This window comes from Nocardia noduli, assembly GCF_019038455.1.
Taxonomy (GTDB): Bacteria; Actinomycetota; Actinomycetes; order Mycobacteriales; family Mycobacteriaceae; genus Nocardia; species Nocardia noduli.
In genome coordinates, this window is record NZ_JAFMPL010000040.1 from 17655 (window position 1) to 31703 (window position 14049).

General features: G+C 68.0%; 17 protein-coding genes. 11 read left to right on the forward strand and 6 right to left on the reverse strand.

All coding sequences use genetic code 11. The features are described from left to right. The first annotated feature begins 269 nt into the window (after positions 1-269). The gene (locus tag JZ792_RS21440) at positions 270-1223 is read left to right on the forward strand and encodes a DNA polymerase domain-containing protein (protein ID WP_216912641.1); all 954 of its coding nucleotides are present in this window, start codon (positions 270-272) and stop codon (positions 1221-1223) included. 26 nt (positions 1224-1249) lie between these two features. On the opposite strand, the gene JZ792_RS21445 is transcribed toward JZ792_RS21440, so the two are convergent. Beyond that, positions 1250-1774 (reverse strand): YbhB/YbcL family Raf kinase inhibitor-like protein, encoded by a 525-nt coding sequence (locus JZ792_RS21445; RefSeq protein WP_216912642.1) that lies wholly within the window; start codon positions 1772-1774, stop codon positions 1250-1252. 80 nt (positions 1775-1854) lie between these two features. Between JZ792_RS21445 and JZ792_RS21450 the strand changes: the two genes are divergently transcribed. Then, positions 1855-2283: a MarR family winged helix-turn-helix transcriptional regulator gene (locus tag JZ792_RS21450; RefSeq protein ID WP_216912643.1), complete on the forward strand. Its 429-nt coding sequence runs from the start codon at positions 1855-1857 to the stop codon at positions 2281-2283. A gap of 34 nt (positions 2284-2317) precedes the next feature. Here JZ792_RS21450 and JZ792_RS21455 read toward each other — a convergent pair whose 3' ends face one another. Continuing rightward, positions 2318-3640: a serine hydrolase domain-containing protein gene (locus tag JZ792_RS21455; RefSeq protein ID WP_308165389.1), complete on the reverse strand. Its 1323-nt coding sequence runs from the start codon at positions 3638-3640 to the stop codon at positions 2318-2320. Positions 3641-3987: 347 nt separating this feature from the next. Here JZ792_RS21455 and JZ792_RS21460 point away from each other — a divergent pair, with 347 nt between their 5' ends. Continuing rightward, positions 3988-4269: a GNAT family N-acetyltransferase gene (locus JZ792_RS21460; protein ID WP_216912644.1), complete on the forward strand. Its 282-nt coding sequence runs from the start codon at positions 3988-3990 to the stop codon at positions 4267-4269. Between the two features lie 43 nt (positions 4270-4312). On the opposite strand, the gene JZ792_RS21465 is transcribed toward JZ792_RS21460, so the two are convergent. Continuing rightward, the gene (locus JZ792_RS21465) at positions 4313-4495 is read right to left on the reverse strand and encodes a hypothetical protein (RefSeq protein ID WP_109528206.1); all 183 of its coding nucleotides are present in this window, start codon (positions 4493-4495) and stop codon (positions 4313-4315) included. A 276-nt stretch (positions 4496-4771) separates the two neighbouring features. On the opposite strand from JZ792_RS21465, the gene JZ792_RS21470 reads away from it, so the two are divergent. The 4 genes from JZ792_RS21470 to JZ792_RS21485 all read left to right on the forward strand — a co-directional run bounded on the left by JZ792_RS21470 (position 4772) and on the right by JZ792_RS21485 (position 6665). After that, positions 4772-5290: a L,D-transpeptidase gene (locus JZ792_RS21470; RefSeq protein ID WP_216912646.1), complete on the forward strand. Its 519-nt coding sequence runs from the start codon at positions 4772-4774 to the stop codon at positions 5288-5290. A gap of 219 nt (positions 5291-5509) precedes the next feature. Then, on the forward strand, positions 5510-5860 hold the full coding sequence (locus JZ792_RS21475) for a cupredoxin domain-containing protein (RefSeq protein ID WP_216912647.1): 351 nt from the start codon (positions 5510-5512) through the stop codon (positions 5858-5860). A 40-nt stretch (positions 5861-5900) separates the two neighbouring features. Beyond that, positions 5901-6401 carry a L,D-transpeptidase gene (locus JZ792_RS21480; protein ID WP_216912649.1) on the forward strand — a complete coding sequence of 167 codons (501 nt, stop codon included), beginning with the start codon at positions 5901-5903 and terminating at the stop codon, positions 6399-6401. Between the two features lie 96 nt (positions 6402-6497). Then, on the forward strand, positions 6498-6665 hold the full coding sequence (locus JZ792_RS21485) for a hypothetical protein (protein ID WP_216912651.1): 168 nt from the start codon (positions 6498-6500) through the stop codon (positions 6663-6665). A gap of 31 nt (positions 6666-6696) precedes the next feature. On the opposite strand, the gene JZ792_RS21490 is transcribed toward JZ792_RS21485, so the two are convergent. Both JZ792_RS21490 and JZ792_RS21495 read right to left on the reverse strand, forming a co-directional pair. Beyond that, positions 6697-7983: an RNA polymerase sigma factor gene (locus JZ792_RS21490; protein ID WP_216912659.1), complete on the reverse strand. Its 1287-nt coding sequence runs from the start codon at positions 7981-7983 to the stop codon at positions 6697-6699. A 15-nt stretch (positions 7984-7998) separates the two neighbouring features. Further along, a complete protein-coding gene (locus JZ792_RS21495) occupies positions 7999-8418 on the reverse strand; it encodes a YciI family protein (protein ID WP_216912661.1) in 420 nt (139 codons plus the stop codon). 245 nt (positions 8419-8663) lie between these two features. On the opposite strand from JZ792_RS21495, the gene JZ792_RS21500 reads away from it, so the two are divergent. The 4 genes from JZ792_RS21500 to JZ792_RS21515 all read left to right on the forward strand — a co-directional run bounded on the left by JZ792_RS21500 (position 8664) and on the right by JZ792_RS21515 (position 13133). Then, positions 8664-9440, forward strand: a complete 777-nt coding sequence (locus JZ792_RS21500) for a PaaI family thioesterase (protein WP_308165391.1) — start codon at positions 8664-8666, stop codon at positions 9438-9440. A 129-nt stretch (positions 9441-9569) separates the two neighbouring features. Further along, entirely contained in the window at positions 9570-11021 is a 1452-nt protein-coding gene (locus JZ792_RS21505; protein WP_216912665.1) for an MFS transporter, read from the forward strand. Between the two features lie 4 nt (positions 11022-11025). Continuing rightward, positions 11026-11598, forward strand: coding sequence for a TetR/AcrR family transcriptional regulator (locus JZ792_RS21510; protein WP_216912667.1), 573 nt, complete (start codon positions 11026-11028; stop codon positions 11596-11598). Between the two features lie 155 nt (positions 11599-11753). After that, the gene (locus tag JZ792_RS21515) at positions 11754-13133 is read left to right on the forward strand and encodes a flavin monoamine oxidase family protein (protein ID WP_216912669.1); all 1380 of its coding nucleotides are present in this window, start codon (positions 11754-11756) and stop codon (positions 13131-13133) included. A gap of 19 nt (positions 13134-13152) precedes the next feature. Here the strand turns inward: JZ792_RS21515 and JZ792_RS21520 are convergent, their stop codons facing one another. Then, the gene (locus JZ792_RS21520) at positions 13153-13866 is read right to left on the reverse strand and encodes a class I SAM-dependent methyltransferase (protein ID WP_308165392.1); all 714 of its coding nucleotides are present in this window, start codon (positions 13864-13866) and stop codon (positions 13153-13155) included. Positions 13867-14049: the final 183 nt, after the last annotated feature.

A 14049-nucleotide genomic window follows, 5' to 3' on the forward strand; every position in this document is an offset into this window, starting at 1 on the left:
TCCTGTTCCGTCGGCCGCTTCCCAGCGTCCACAGGTTCACGGGTTCGCGCGGCGAAATCGGCCGATCGCGACGATTCTCGGTCGGAACGGCGGGCTCGCGCACGACGCTTGCCCTCGTGCACGGCCCGGCCCCGGGCGGCCGGGATGGTGTGGCCTTCGCGCGCGTCGGCGATCATGGCCGAGCAGCGCCGCGCCCTGATCGAGCACGCGGCGAACCCGCGTATCGGCGCGTGATTGACTGCCGCGCGGTAGCGGGGGATGGTGGAGCGATGGCAGGAGCCGAACGGCGTCACGAGGTCGAACTGTCCAATCTCGACCAGCCGTTGTTCGACGGGGCCGAGGCGACCAAGCGGGATCTTCTCGACTATCTGGAGTTCGCCGGGGAACGGTTGCTGCGGGTGGTGCGGGGCCGTCCGTTGTCGGTGGTGCGGGTGCGGCCGGGACAGGCGCCGTTCACACAGAAGAATCTCCCGAAGTACACCCCGGAGTGGGTGTCGCGGACGACCGTGTGGGCGGAGAGTTCCCGGCGGGAGATCACCTACGCGCTCTGTGACGACCTGCGGACGCTGATCTGGTTCGGTAACCAGCGAGCGGTGGAATTCCACCCGACCCTGTTCCTCGCCGAATCCGCACCCGAACCCACACACCTCGTGCTCGACCTCGATCCCTCACCGGGACAGACCTTCGCCGACGCGGTCGCGGGCGCTCGGCTCATCCAGCGAGCACTGGCCGCCGACGGACTGACGGGGGCGGTGAAGACGAGCGGCTCCAAGGGATTACACGTCTTCGTGCCGGTAGTACCCGGAATCGCTGTCGAGGACGCTGCCGCCGCCACACGTGCGGTGGCGGCGCGAGCAGAGCGGATCGATCCGGCGATCGGCACCACCGCGTTCATCCGCGAAGACCGCCACGGCAAAGTCTTCCTCGACGCCACGCGCTCGGGCGGCGCCACCGTGGCCGCGGCCTACAGCCCACGCATCCGTCCCGGTGTCACCGTCTCGTTCCCGCTGCGCTGGGCCGACCTCGACGATGTGACACCGTCCGATTTCACCGTGAGAACCGTGCCGGACCTACTCGGCGATTCCGATCCGTGGCAATCGGAATTGCCCGCACCACAGCGTCTTCCGCTCGACCTGATCGAGGAGGGTCACACGATTCCGGTGGCTCGGGTCCAGGCCATGCACGAAGGCAAGCGACGTGCGAAGGCCCGCCGGGGTGAATAACGCGTCGGCAGCCCCCGCACGGGCTGTCACGCGGGGGCGTCGCTCGTTCCGATGAGCACCGCCCGACCGACCGTGTGCGGAATCATCAGAATGTTGAGCATCGCGAGACTCGCGCCGTCGGGTGTCTCCAGACGTTCCACCGAGAGGGCCGTCGCGCAGACGAACAGGCGATGGGTGCCGGTGCCGGGCGGCGGCGCCACCCCGGAGTACGCCACTTGCCCGAGGTCATTGGTCAGCGTGACGGCGCCGACGGGCAGAGCGGTCCCGCCGCTCGCTCCGGCGCCGCCTTCGATGCTCCCCGCGGCGGCGGGCACGTCCTTGACCGCCCAATGCCAGAGTCCGCCCGGGATCGGCGCGTCGGCGTCGAAGGCGGTGATGACCAAGCTGCGGGTTCCGTCGGGCAAGCCCGACCAGGCCAGCGCGGGAGATCGATCGGCACCTGCGTCGGTGTTGTAGCAGGCCGTCGGGAGCGGGCCTCCGTTCTCGAAATCGTCACTGCGCAATACGAATTCGGTGGCCGGAAAGGTCAGCGCGTAGGGGTGGTAGCTCACTGTCGGGTCCTCCTGAGAAAGTCCATTTATACAGCCTTGCTGCATTTCTGAAAGTACAGCGAAGCTGTATAGTTTGTCCAGTGAAGGATGACGACTACTCCGCGGCCGACGCCGAGCAACTCCGCCTCGTCGTCGGAAGGTTCGTGCGCCACGTCAGAAGCGTCGACACGATGCCGGCGGGACAAGCCGCGGTACTTGGTCATCTGCGCAGAGATGGACCATCGGCGATCGTGGCACTGGCGGAGCGCGAACGCGTGCGCCACCAGACGATGGCTCGAACGGTGCGGCTGCTGGCGGACCAGGGATTGGTGGACCTCGCGGCGGATACCGGCGACAAGAGGCGCGTCATCGTGGCCCTGTCGGTGGCGGGCGGCGCTCGACTCGACGACGAACGAACGAGTCGAGCGGCATGGATAGCGCGGGCCGCACAGGTGGAGTTGACCGATCAGGAGCGCACGGTCCTCAAGCGCCTTCCCGCGATTCTCGGGAAACTCGTCGGCGACAAGTGAACGGAACGTCCGGGTGGCCGGGTCCGTCGACCGACTAGTGGATTCCCGGCGTCTCCGGGTCGGTGCCGACACAGCCGAGGATGAAGCAGCCGGGCGGCCAGTCGGCGATCGGTGATCCGAGCGGTTTGCCCAGACAGGTCACCGGGCCGCATCCCGGGTAGGCGGAGGGACCGATGCCGAAGGCCGCGAGAGTAGCCGTCGGATTCGAGATCGACGGATCCATGACGCTGATGTCCTCGCGCGGAATATACGGGCCCGGGTCGGCCAGTCGCGGCTCGCGGAAGGCCGCCGCCGTGGTGCGCAGGACGTCGTGCGGGAAGCTGACGGAGCCGCCTGGCACGGTGACGCCCGTCCAGCTGATCACCAGGCCGAGACTCGGCACGATGAAGACGTCCTGGCGCAGCATGCCCGACATCTGCACCGCGTCGGCGGGCAGGCCGGGGAACAGCGGTTCACAGCCTGGTCCGTTGACCACGAAGAGGAATCCGTAGCACGGATTGGGCACCGTCGGTGTCGTGGCCTGGATGAGGTATTCGGCCGAGATCACCTGCCGGTCGCCCCACGTGCCCTTGCCGAGGACGAGCAGCCCGAGTTTGACGAAATCGTCGGGCGGCAGGAGCAGGTGGGCATAGCCGTAGGTGTTGCCGCTGCGGTCCCTTCCCCAGTGATAGTCGGTCTGCTCGATCCCCAGGGGGGAGAACAGGTTCCGCTGCGCGAAGGCCTGGAAATCCTCGCCGACCGCCTGCTGGACCACGTAGGCGAGCAGGTCGACGGCGCGCTGGCTGTACTGCCAGACGGTGCCCTGCGGATGTTCGATCGGCATGGCCATGGCCTGGGCGACCACGTTCGGATCGAGTTGTACGAGTCCGGTGACGCCTTCCGACGCGACCGCCACCTGCATTCCGGAGGATTCGGTGAGCAGACTGCGCACCGTGATCTCCCGGTGCGCCCGGTCGCCGAGCCCGACGGGCAGGTGGTTCCCGATCGGATCGTCGAGCTCGAGCCTTCCCTGATCGACCGCGATGCCCGCGACCATGGCGACCACGCTCTTGGTCACGCTCCACATATTCCAGGGCTCACCACCGGTTTCGGCGTTGTGCGGCCCCGTCGCGATGAGACAGTTGTTGCGGAATACCTGGACATTCCTGCGCGTCGGATCCGAGGCGAAGGCCACGGCCGCCGTCAGCGCCGCCGAATCGATGCCGACCTCGTCGGGCGAGGCGGTCTCGGGAACCCGGCCCGAGCTGACCTCGCAATGCTTCAATTCGTCCGGGGCGCCCGTGGCGACCCCCGCGACCCCGCCCAGTATCAGCAGGGCCGCGAAGAGCGGCACCGCCAGTCTCACCACATGATTCACAACGTCCTCCGCCGGTCGAGCTGGTCAACTGCGACATCGAGCTGGAACAATCACCGGTTACGCGTTTCGAACCCCCCACTTACCTGGGCGAAGGTTCGGGGGTCTCCCCCGATTCGACCGGGAAACGCGCCGCGCACGGGCACAGGCGAACACCGGGCCGACCTGCTCCCGCCGGGCATCGTGGACGGTGAGCGAAACGTACACGATCCCGGAGCGGATCTCCGCACGCCGCCTACACCGGTCCGCGACGACGGCGCGTACCGGGGAAGTCTGCGGCGATCGCGGCAAAAGACAAGCGGTAGGCCGGTTTATCGCCCGATGCCGTGGACGGGCGGCAGGAGGCGACCGTGGCGGGGTACATGGCGGCCCCCGCGCGACCGCACTGGCATCTACTGGCGATCGCCACGACCGCGCGGGCACGGGGCAGAGGCCACGGCCGGGCGCTGCTCGACTACGGCATCGCCTGTAGCGACACCTACCGACTGCCCACCCACTTGGAGACGACCAACCCCGCGAACCTCGGTTTCTACCGGGCTGCCGGCTACGAACTCGTCGCCGAGGTCGAACTGCCGGACACCGGGCCCCGCTCGTATGTGCTGTGCCGCGAAACCGCCGTGCGGCAACGCTGACGGCCGGATCGAGTCCGCGAACGGGCCCGGTGGAGCCGGGAACTCAGTCCCGGTGGGCCATGTCGTACCACTGGTTCGGGATCGACCAATCCCACGCCTTGGCCTCGGCCTCTTCGCGTACCGACTCCTGGTAGCAGTACATCGAGCCGCCGACGCTCGCGCCGTACAGGAGCAGTCCGCGGCGGATGTGGCGCCACAGCGCGTGTACCGAGATGCGACGTTGCATCGGAAACCTCCTCGAACTCAGTGCGGCAACCATACCGGCACGGCGCCCGTTCCGGGCGGGAATCGAGAATTCCGGGTCGACGACTCGTTTCTTCGGAAAATCAATTGGGCGGACACTTTCAACGGATAAAATCCCACACACGATGCGCAACTAATTGTCCCGACTTGGATACGCACCCGATCGTCGATTTTCCGAGACGATCCTCTGCACTCGGCGATGTAGTAGACGCATCGCCCTCGCAAAGCGACACAAGGTCAGCGGGAAAAGGGGTTGAAAATGAGCATCAAAAATCTACGTGCACGGGCCGCGAAATTCGTCGCGGTCGCCGGTATCGCGGCGGCCGGATTCACTCTCACCGCGACGGCGCAGGCCGAACCGCTGTGGCCGGGCGGACCGGACATCCCGGGCGTACCGGCGATCGTCCCGCCGCCCCCACCGGCGCCGGTCTACGCGCCGTGTTCGGCCGACACACGCTTCTGCCTGCGTCTGTCCACCAACGAGGGCTGGCTGATGGAGGACGGGAAGGTGACCTACGGCCCGACCCCGATCTCCCACGGCAGGCCGGGTTTCGAGACACCTCCCGGCAGATTCCACGTGGCCTTCAAGAAGGCCGATCACTGGAGCACGATGCACAATGCCCCGATGAAGTGGGCGGTCTTCTTCAACGGTGATATCGCGACCCACATCGGCCCGATCGAAGAACAGTCGCACGGTTGCATCAGAATGACGCCGGAAGGCGCCGAGAGAACCTACAACCACCTGTCCCCCGGCGATATCGTCGAAGTCGTCGAATGACGTCGATCCGGTAACGAAACGGCCGTGGCGTCTTGTGCCACGGCCATTTCCGTGCGCCTAGATTTCGGTGACGGAGTTTATGAAATATCCCCCATAATTCGACCGAATATATTCCGTCGCGGTTTTATCATGGGATTCCAGGATCGGAGCGCGCGCCAGGAGGCCGTCGTGCCACTACCTTTTCGCCGAGCCGGAGTTCGTTCGGTCTTCGGGTGCGCGATGAGCGGAATCGCCGCGCTGGCCCTGATCACCGCGTGCGATTCCTCCGACGACACGCCGATAGCGCTTCCGCCGCCGGGGCCCGCGCCGAATCCCGCCGTCACCATCACCATCGACGATCTCACCTACAGCGATCTGCCCACGATCACTCCCGGCGCGGTCGTCACCGTGGTCAACCACGACCAGGTCAGGCACAGCGTCACCAGCAGACGCCCCGGACTGTTCGACAAACAGGTCGAAGCCGGACAGACCATCACATTCAAGGCGCCCGTCGAAATCGGCTCGCACCCGTTCTACTGCCGCTACCACGCCTTCATGGAGGGCTGGTTCAGCATCAGACAGCGGCAGTGAACCGCGCGGGCACGGGCCTCGAACAGGGAGGTCGAATGCCATGAGCACACCTCGTTCCCGCCGGCGCACCGCCGGACGCGTACTCGCCGCGACCATCGCGGCGGCCGGGCTGACGATGGCGATACCCGCGCAGGCCGACCCGCTGTGGCCGGGCGGTCCGAACGTCCCCGGAATGCCCGCGCTGATCCCCACCGTCGCGCCGTGCGGCACGAGCGCGCGTGCCTGCCTGCGGCTGGCGACCAACGAAGCGTGGCTGATGGAGGAGGGCCGGGTCGTCTACGGGCCGAGCCCGATCTCGCACGGAATGCCCGGATACGAGACGCCGCCCGGCGTCTTCCGCGTCGCGTTCAAACGGCTCTACCACTGGAGCACCATGCACCACGCGCCCATGCATTTCGCGGTGTTCTTCAACGGTGATATCGCCACTCATATCGGGCCTGTCGAACACAAGTCACACGGGTGCATCAGGATGACGCCCGAAGGCGCCGAAGCGACCTACAACCATCTGTCCCCGGGCGACGTGGTCGAAGTGGTCCCGTGATTCCCGCCGTCCCGGCCTGATCGACCGGCTCCGGATACCTCGGTCCGGTCCTCGGATGTCCTCGGGCCGGTGCGCCGCGCGCGCTATCGTGGCGTGGTGGGCGTTTTCGGAGAGATGTTGCCGGGCAAGAAGCTGACCGACGAGAGCAGCCGGTCCGGCGACGGCGAGCTGCATCGGCCCCGTGTCGAACTCGACCTCGACGCCGGGGTGATCCGGGTGTCGGGCACGGCGCGCGCCGATCGCGACGACGACGCGACCGACTGATCCCCCGCGCGCCGCGGCCGCGCCGTCCCGCTCATCCGAGGTCGGCGAGTTTGCGCCGCAAGACCACCCGCTCACGCTCGTTCCCACACAATTCGACCGCGTGCTCGAATTCGACCCGGGCCTCGTCGACTCGACCGAGCCGGGTGAGCAACTCCCCGCGAACGCTGGGCAGCAGATGCGACTGCGACAACGTCCCGCCCGCGACGAGTTCGTCCACGATCGACAGCCCCGCGCCCGGCCCCCGGGCCATCGAGACCGCCACCGCGCGGTTCAGGTCGACCACCGGTGACGGCGCGAGCCGTCCCAGCGCCTCGTAGAGCAGGACGATCCGCTCCCAGTTCGTGTCACCCACCGAATCGGCCACCGCGTGACATTCGGCGATCGCGGCTTGCAGACCGTACGCGCCCAATCCCCTGCCGACCTTCTCTGCGCGGACGAGCGCGGCCCTGCCCCTGGCGATGGCGGCCCGATCCCAGCGGCGGCGGTCCTGCTGTTCGAGCAGCACCGATTCGCCGTCGGGCCCGGTGCGCGCGGGAAAGCGCGCCGCGGTCAATTCCAGCAGCGCCGACAGCGCCTGCGCCTCGGGTTCGTTCGGCATCAACCGGGCCAGCACGCGGGCGAGGCGCTGCGCCTCGCCCGCCAGATCGAACCTGATCAGCGCGCCGCCGGAACTGGCCGACGAACCCTCGGTGAAGATCAGATAGACCACGCTGAGCACCGAACCGAGCCGGGTGGCGCGCTCCTCGGCATCGGGTACCTCGAAGGGCACCCGAGCGGCCCCGAGCGTCTTCTTCGCCCTGGTGATCCTGGCCTGCACGGTCGCGGTGGGGACCAGGAACGCCTTGGCGATCTCGTCGCTGGTCAGGCCGCCGACCACGCGCAGGGTGAGCGCCACCCGCGCCTCGCGCGAGAGCACGGGATGGCAGGAGATGAACATCAGGGCGAGGACGTCGTCATCGATCTGGTCCGGATCCCACAGCACCTCGTCGCCGGACCGGTCCGGCGGCACGGGGTCGCTGCCCGCGAGGACGCCGCCCTCGCCCAGATCACGGGCGAGAGCGGCGTATCTGTCGTCGAGCGCGGAACGGCGGCGGAAGGCGTCGATCGCGCGGCGACGGCCGACGGTGAGCAGCCAGCCCGAGGGATTGCGCGGCGTCCCCTCCCGCGGCCAGGTCACCAGCGCCTCCGCCAGCGCCTCCTGCGCGAGGTCCTCGGCCAGTGCGAAATCGCCGGTGTAGCGGGCCAGCGCACCGACGATCCGCGCCGATTCGATTCGCCACACGGCGGCGACCGCCTCGCGGCCGGTCGGCTCGCCCATTCCCCGGACCTCCGCTCAGAGTTGGCCGGTGGCCTCGCGCCAGGCCCGCTCTTTCTGGATCCAGATGTTGTCCTGCGGGAATTCATCGATCGACGGCACGCGACGGATCTCGGTCTTGTAACCGGCACCGGCACCCGGAATGCGCTTGGCCCATTCGACGGCCTCTTCCTTGGATGCCACCTCGAGGATGTAGAACCCCCCGAACAACTCCTTGGCCTCGCCGTAGGGGCCGTCGGTCACCACCGGCGTCTCCGAGGAGTAGTCCACGACCACGCCCTCGGCGGGATCATCGAGCCCCTCGGCCGCCACGAGCACTCCGGCACGGATCAGTTCGTCGTTGAACCGGCCCATCGTCTCGAGCATCTCGTTGAAGTCCGTATTCGCCATCCGTGCGTAGCCTTCGTCGGTCGCGCGCATCACCAGCATGAATTTCATGGTTCTCTCCCTGGTTGTCCGGATCCCTTTCGGACCCTCTCATACCTGGGTCGAACGGGAGAGGCGCCGGATCGACACTCCTGGCGAAATTTCTTGTGTTCGCCGTCACCCGGCCGGATCGCCCCGAAGCGGGTTAGGTAGTGCTAACTTTGGAACGTAGGTTCTCAATAAGGAGAATGCCATTATCACAGCATGCGGTCACACAGGTCGCCCCCCGCGTGCGCGCCCGACCAAGAGGAGACACCGTGACGAGCGTGCCGAGCAGCCTGGACAGGCAACGCGGACAGATCATCCGCGAACTGGCTTTCGTGACCCGACGGGTGGGCGACGAACTCCACGGCACCGCGGAGATCACCCCCGAGATGCATGTGCCCGGCACGAATGTCCTGCGCACCTCGGTACTGGCGACCTGGGCCGATATCGTCGCGGGCCTGCTGGCCTCGCTGGTGATGGGCCCGCGCGTCCCGGTGACGCTCGAACTCGACGTCAACCTGTATCGCCCCGCGCCCAGCGCGGGCACGGTGCACGCCGTCGGCAAGGTCGTCAAGGTCGGCCGCTCGGTTTTCGTCGCCGAATTCGAATTCACCGTCGACGGTGCACCGATCGCCGTCGGGGCCGCGTCCTTCATGGTCGCCCCGAACCCGGATGTCCATCTGCCGCCGAAACTGAGCATCGAACTGCCGCCGACGCCGGACCGGCTCCCCGTACCACTGGCCGAGCGAGCCCGCTGCGAACGCGTCAGCCCGGGAACGGTGCTGCTGCCGCATTCGATCGAGGCATTGAACGCCTCCGACACGATCAACGGCGGACTCATCGCCCTGGCCGCCGAGGAAGCCGTGCTCTCCCTCGCCCCCGGCGAAACCCTCAGCTTCCTGGGCCTGCGCTATCTCCTCGGCGCCAGGGTCGGCCCGGTCATCGCCTCGGCCCGCCTGCACGAGGGTCTCGGCCGGGTGGAACTGCGCGACACCGGCAACGACAACCGTCTCACCACCCTGGCCACCGCCCGCACCTTCGGCCGCTGAGCCGTCGACGCCGGTCACCATCGCGGTCACCACCTCCGCTTGAAGTGGACCCCGAAGTCCACTTATCGTAAGGTGCATAAGCGGACCCGAGGGTCCACTTCCATGTGTCTGCGAAATAGGTGGAGACCGATGAACAAGATCAAGCAGGCGTCGGGCGCCGCGAGCATGCCGGTGCTGGTGCTCGCGACCGCCGCGTTCTCGATCGCTCAGACCGCGGTCGTTCCCGGGATGGGAGCACTGGCCGAATCCCTGAACGCCTCGGTGACCGATGTGTCCTGGGTGATGAGCGGCTATCTGCTCGCGGCGGCGGTGCTGACGCCGGTCCTCGGGCGCCTCGGTGACATGTACGGCAAACGCCGCATGCTGGTCATCGTGCTCGCGCTGTTCGCGCTGGGCAGCGTGGCCGCCGCGCTCGCACCCAGCATCTGGATCCTGGTCGCCGCGCGCGTGCTCCAGGGCGCGGGCGGCGGCATCATTCCGCTGTGCCTCGGACTCATCGGCGACTGGTTCGATCCCGACCGCCGACCGGTCGCCCTCGGCCTGGTATCGGCCATCGCCGGTATCGGCGCGGGCGCGGGCCTGCTGATGGGCGGACTCCTGCTCGACCACGCGTCCTGGCATTGGATCTTCTGGATCGGCGCCGTGATGGCCGTCATCGCCGCGTTCGGCGCGCTCCGACTGCCCTCCGACACCGGCGGCGCGCGAGCACGTCTGGACTTCGTCGGCGTCGCCCTGCTCGCCGTCGGCCTCGTCGCACCGTTGTTCGCGCTGACCCGCACCTCGACCTGGGGCTGGGGTGACGAACGCACACTCGGCCTCATCGCCTTCGGACTGATCGTGCTGGTCGTCTTCGTCTTCGTCGAGCGCCGCACGACCGATCCGCTGGTGGATATGCGCGTCCTGGGCCGCCACGCTGTCCTCGGCACCAACATCACGACCCTGCTGTTCGGCTTCGGCATGTTCGGCGCGTTCATGCTCATTCCGCAACTCGCCCAGACCCCGGAGGCCGTCGGCTACGGCTTCGGTATGAACGCCACCGGCGCGGGCCTGCTCCTGCTGCCCGCCTGCCTGACGATGCTGGTCGCGGGCGGCCTGTCCGGACGGCTGACCACCTTCCTCGGCCCGAAGGTCCCGCTGACCGGCGGCGCGCTGATCGCGGCGGGCGGCCTCGCGGCGCTGGCCGTGGCACACGGCACCCAGACCTCGGTACTGGTCTGGTCGATGGTGGTGCTCGGCGGTATCGGCATGGGTATGGCCGCGGTGCCGAACCTCATCATGGAAGCCGTTCCGCAGGACATGCTCGGCCAAGGCAACGGCGTCAACAATCTGATCCGCTCGGTCGGCTCCTCGCTGGGGTCGCAGATCGTCACCACCCTGCTCGCGGCCAGCATGACGGCGGGGCAGCGCGTCCCGACCGACCACGCCTACAGCCAGGCGTTCTGGATCGCGTCCGCGGGCGTCACCGTCGCAGCCGTCGCCGCGGTGCTGATCCCGCGCGCCCGACGCGCCCCGGTCGCCGACGACACCGATGCCCCCGCCGTCGACCGGAATGTCGCGTCCCCGGCGGGCACGACACACTGATCACATGCCTCCAGCGCACCCGCACGAACAGCAGGACTGGTCCGATCGAAGGGCCGATGCCCGCCGCAACCACGAGCAGGTCACCGCGGCCGCGCTCGCCGTGTTCGCCGAGCGGGGCCTGGAGGCCACGGTGCCGGAAGTCGCCGCCCGGGCCGGGGTCGGCAAGGCCACCGTCTATCGCAGCTACCCCACCAAGACCGATCTGATCGCCGCCGTCGCGAATCACCACCTCACCTGGATGAACGCGCGCATCGAGCGCGCCGCCGCCACCGATGACGCGTTCGCCGCACTGCGCGACCTCCTGCGCGACCTGTCCGACAAACTGGCCGCCGATCGCTCCTTCGCCGAAACGCTGCCCCACACCCAGCGACCGAGCGACCGCGACCAGGCCTCGCACCATTTCGCCAGGATGATCGCGGCCGCGCAGCGACAGGGCGCGCTCCGTCCCGATGTCACCGTCCTGGACATCCACGTCCTCGTCGGCGGCTACGCCCGGGTGCTGCTCGACCTCGACATCCGCGATCCGGCCCAGTGGCGGCGCTATTCCGAACTGGTGCTCGACGCTCTGCGCGCCTGACGCCACTCGCGAATTGCTATAGAATTGCCGGGTATTTCGACGCTCCAGCCTGATCGAAGGCGAATCGCGGCACCCTCCTGACAGGGCCGCCGCACACCACGCGCGCGGCCGCATGTCAGCCCAGCGCGACACTTCGACATCGAGGGCGGCGCACCATGACAGACGTCGACTATTGCGTAGTCGGTGGGGGGTTCGCCGGATTGACAGCGGCCTTGCGGCTCGCACAGGCGGGCCGGTCCGTGACATTGCTGGAAGCCCGCGATCGGGTGGGCGGGCGCACCTTCACCGAAACGCGTCCCGACGGATCCTGGATCGATCGCGGCGGCGCGTGGGTCGGGCCGGGACAGGACCGTATCCAGGCCCTGATGAGCGAATTCGGCGTACCGAGCTACAAGCAGTACACCGACGGCGAGGCCATGATGCTGGTCGACGGCAAACAGCACCGCTACCGGGGCACGGTCCCGTGGACGATGAGTACCTGGGCGGCGATGAACCTCGGCGCGGCCTTGTTCGAGCTCGGCTACATGTGCAAATCGATTCCGCTCGAAACGCCGTGGACGGCGAACAGTGCCGAGGAATGGGATCGCGTCAGCCTCGCGCAGTGGCTCGACAGCAATATCGCCTCCGCACCCGCTCACGAACTGCTCGACACCGCGATCGCGGGCTGCTACACCAGCGCGGCCTCCGAGGTCTCGCTGCTCTTCGTGCTGTATCAGATGGCCTCGGGCGGTGGCCCGAATTTCGTACTCGGCGTCGGCGGCTGTGCCCAGGACTCCCGGCCGGTCGGTGGCATGGGCGCGATCTCCGGGCCGATGGCCGCCGAACTCGGCGCGTCCATCCGGCTGTCGCAGCCCGTGCGCCGGATCAGCCAGGACGACGACGGCGTGACGGTGCGCTCCGACGATTCGATCGTCCGCGCCCGCCGCGTGATCGTGGCGGTCCCCCTGGCCATCGCCAGTCAGATCCGCTACGACCCGATGCTCCCGACCGACCGGTCCTTCCTGCATCAGCGGATGCCGAGCGGCGCGATCATCAAGACCGCCGTCGTCTACGACGAACCGTTCTGGCGCGCCGCCGGGCTGTCGGGACAGTCGGCCGCGCCCGGCGCGCCCGCGACCATCACCATCGACGCCTGCACCGACACCGCGAACCCGGGAATCATGTGCGTCATCACCGAGGGACCCGTCGCGCGTCGGCTGGGAAGTCTCGACGCGCCCCAGCGCAGAACGGCGATACTCGACGGCCTCGTCGAACGGTTCGGCGAAAAGGCCCGGCGGCCTGTCGATTACGTCGAACAGGATTGGAGTGCCGAACGCTTCTCCGGCGGCGGAATGCTCAGTCACGCGCCGACCGGGGTGCTCACGCAGTTCGGCCACGCGCTGCGGCCCCCGTGCGGTCGTATCCACTGGGCCGGCACCGAGAGTTCCGCCGTGATGTGCGGGTGGGTCGACGGTGCGGTCCGCTCGGGTGAACGCGCGGCGCGGGAGGTCGTGGAATACGAATCGGTCGGCGCGGGACAGTCGTCCCGACATTGAGAATGCTTATGTGCCAGCACTATTCGGATGGTCGCCAGTCGTAATACGAGGCGACGGCGGGTTGACCCGTGTAGCCGGGGCCCGCGGCGTCGTCGGCACCCAGATAGACGGCCGGAAAGGACAGGGTTCGCGGGCCTCGGGCCGATACGCGATGGCGTCGGCGGTCGTAATCCATTCCCGCACGGCGGAATTCGGCCGATACCCGGCGTGCCGCCGATGCTCCGTCGCTGTTCCGGATCGAATGCGGGTCGAAATGCGCGGCGAACGACCCGGTCGGCGTCGTCCACCGCGCCATCGCCGACAGCAGGGCCAGTTTGTCGCCGATGTAGTGCAACCCGTGCACGCAGGTGACCAGATCTGCGGGCCCGTCGGGTCGCCAATCGGCCGCGGAGGCAGCGATCAGTCGCAGCCGCGAGGTCCGCGCGGGCGCGTGGAAATGGTCGACGAGATCGATGCCGAGCAGGGTGACGTCGGCGTCGGGAAATTCCCGCTCCAAGCGGTCCTCGGCCTCGAGCATCGCTCGTCCCGAACCGCAACACAGATCTATCCAGGTGACGCCCGACCTGTCGCTCAGGCGATCGGCCAGATACGCGTAGGGATCGAACCCGAGGTCGCGCTCGTAGCTGTTGACACCCGACAGTCCGCGGCGGCGGTTCATCGCGTTGTTCGCGACCACCGACGACAGTTCCAGCGTCGCGTCGTCGAGCAGTCGGGGAACAGAATTCGATGGCACCGAACCATTGTCGCGGACGCGCCCACATCCGCGAACCCGTACGCCCCAGCCCTCGGAACCGAGATCGGCACGTTTCACCCCCGTTGGGTGAGGTCCACACCGGACGCGGATTTGCACACTGGGGCGATGGCCACGACATCGCCGGACGCCCGTCGAGACGCGACCCGAGCACCGTCGTCGACC

Coding starts and splice junctions, on each gene's coding strand:
- JZ792_RS21515 (WP_216912669.1), top strand. CDS start 11,754: ATGACAGACGTCGACTATTGCGTAGTCGGTGGGGGGTTCGCCGGATTG.
- JZ792_RS21480 (WP_216912649.1), top strand. CDS start 5,901: ATGAGCACACCTCGTTCCCGCCGGCGCACCGCCGGACGCGTACTCGCC.
- JZ792_RS21495 (WP_216912661.1), bottom strand. CDS start 8,418: ATGAAATTCATGCTGGTGATGCGCGCGACCGACGAAGGCTACGCACGG.
- JZ792_RS21505 (WP_216912665.1), top strand. CDS start 9,570: ATGAACAAGATCAAGCAGGCGTCGGGCGCCGCGAGCATGCCGGTGCTG.
- JZ792_RS21475 (WP_216912647.1), top strand. CDS start 5,510: ATGAGCGGAATCGCCGCGCTGGCCCTGATCACCGCGTGCGATTCCTCC.
- JZ792_RS21490 (WP_216912659.1), bottom strand. CDS start 7,983: ATGGGCGAGCCGACCGGCCGCGAGGCGGTCGCCGCCGTGTGGCGAATC.
- JZ792_RS21465 (WP_109528206.1), bottom strand. CDS start 4,495: ATGCAACGTCGCATCTCGGTACACGCGCTGTGGCGCCACATCCGCCGC.
- JZ792_RS21510 (WP_216912667.1), top strand. CDS start 11,026: ATGCCTCCAGCGCACCCGCACGAACAGCAGGACTGGTCCGATCGAAGG.
- JZ792_RS21470 (WP_216912646.1), top strand. CDS start 4,772: ATGAGCATCAAAAATCTACGTGCACGGGCCGCGAAATTCGTCGCGGTC.
- JZ792_RS21440 (WP_216912641.1), top strand. CDS start 270: ATGGCAGGAGCCGAACGGCGTCACGAGGTCGAACTGTCCAATCTCGAC.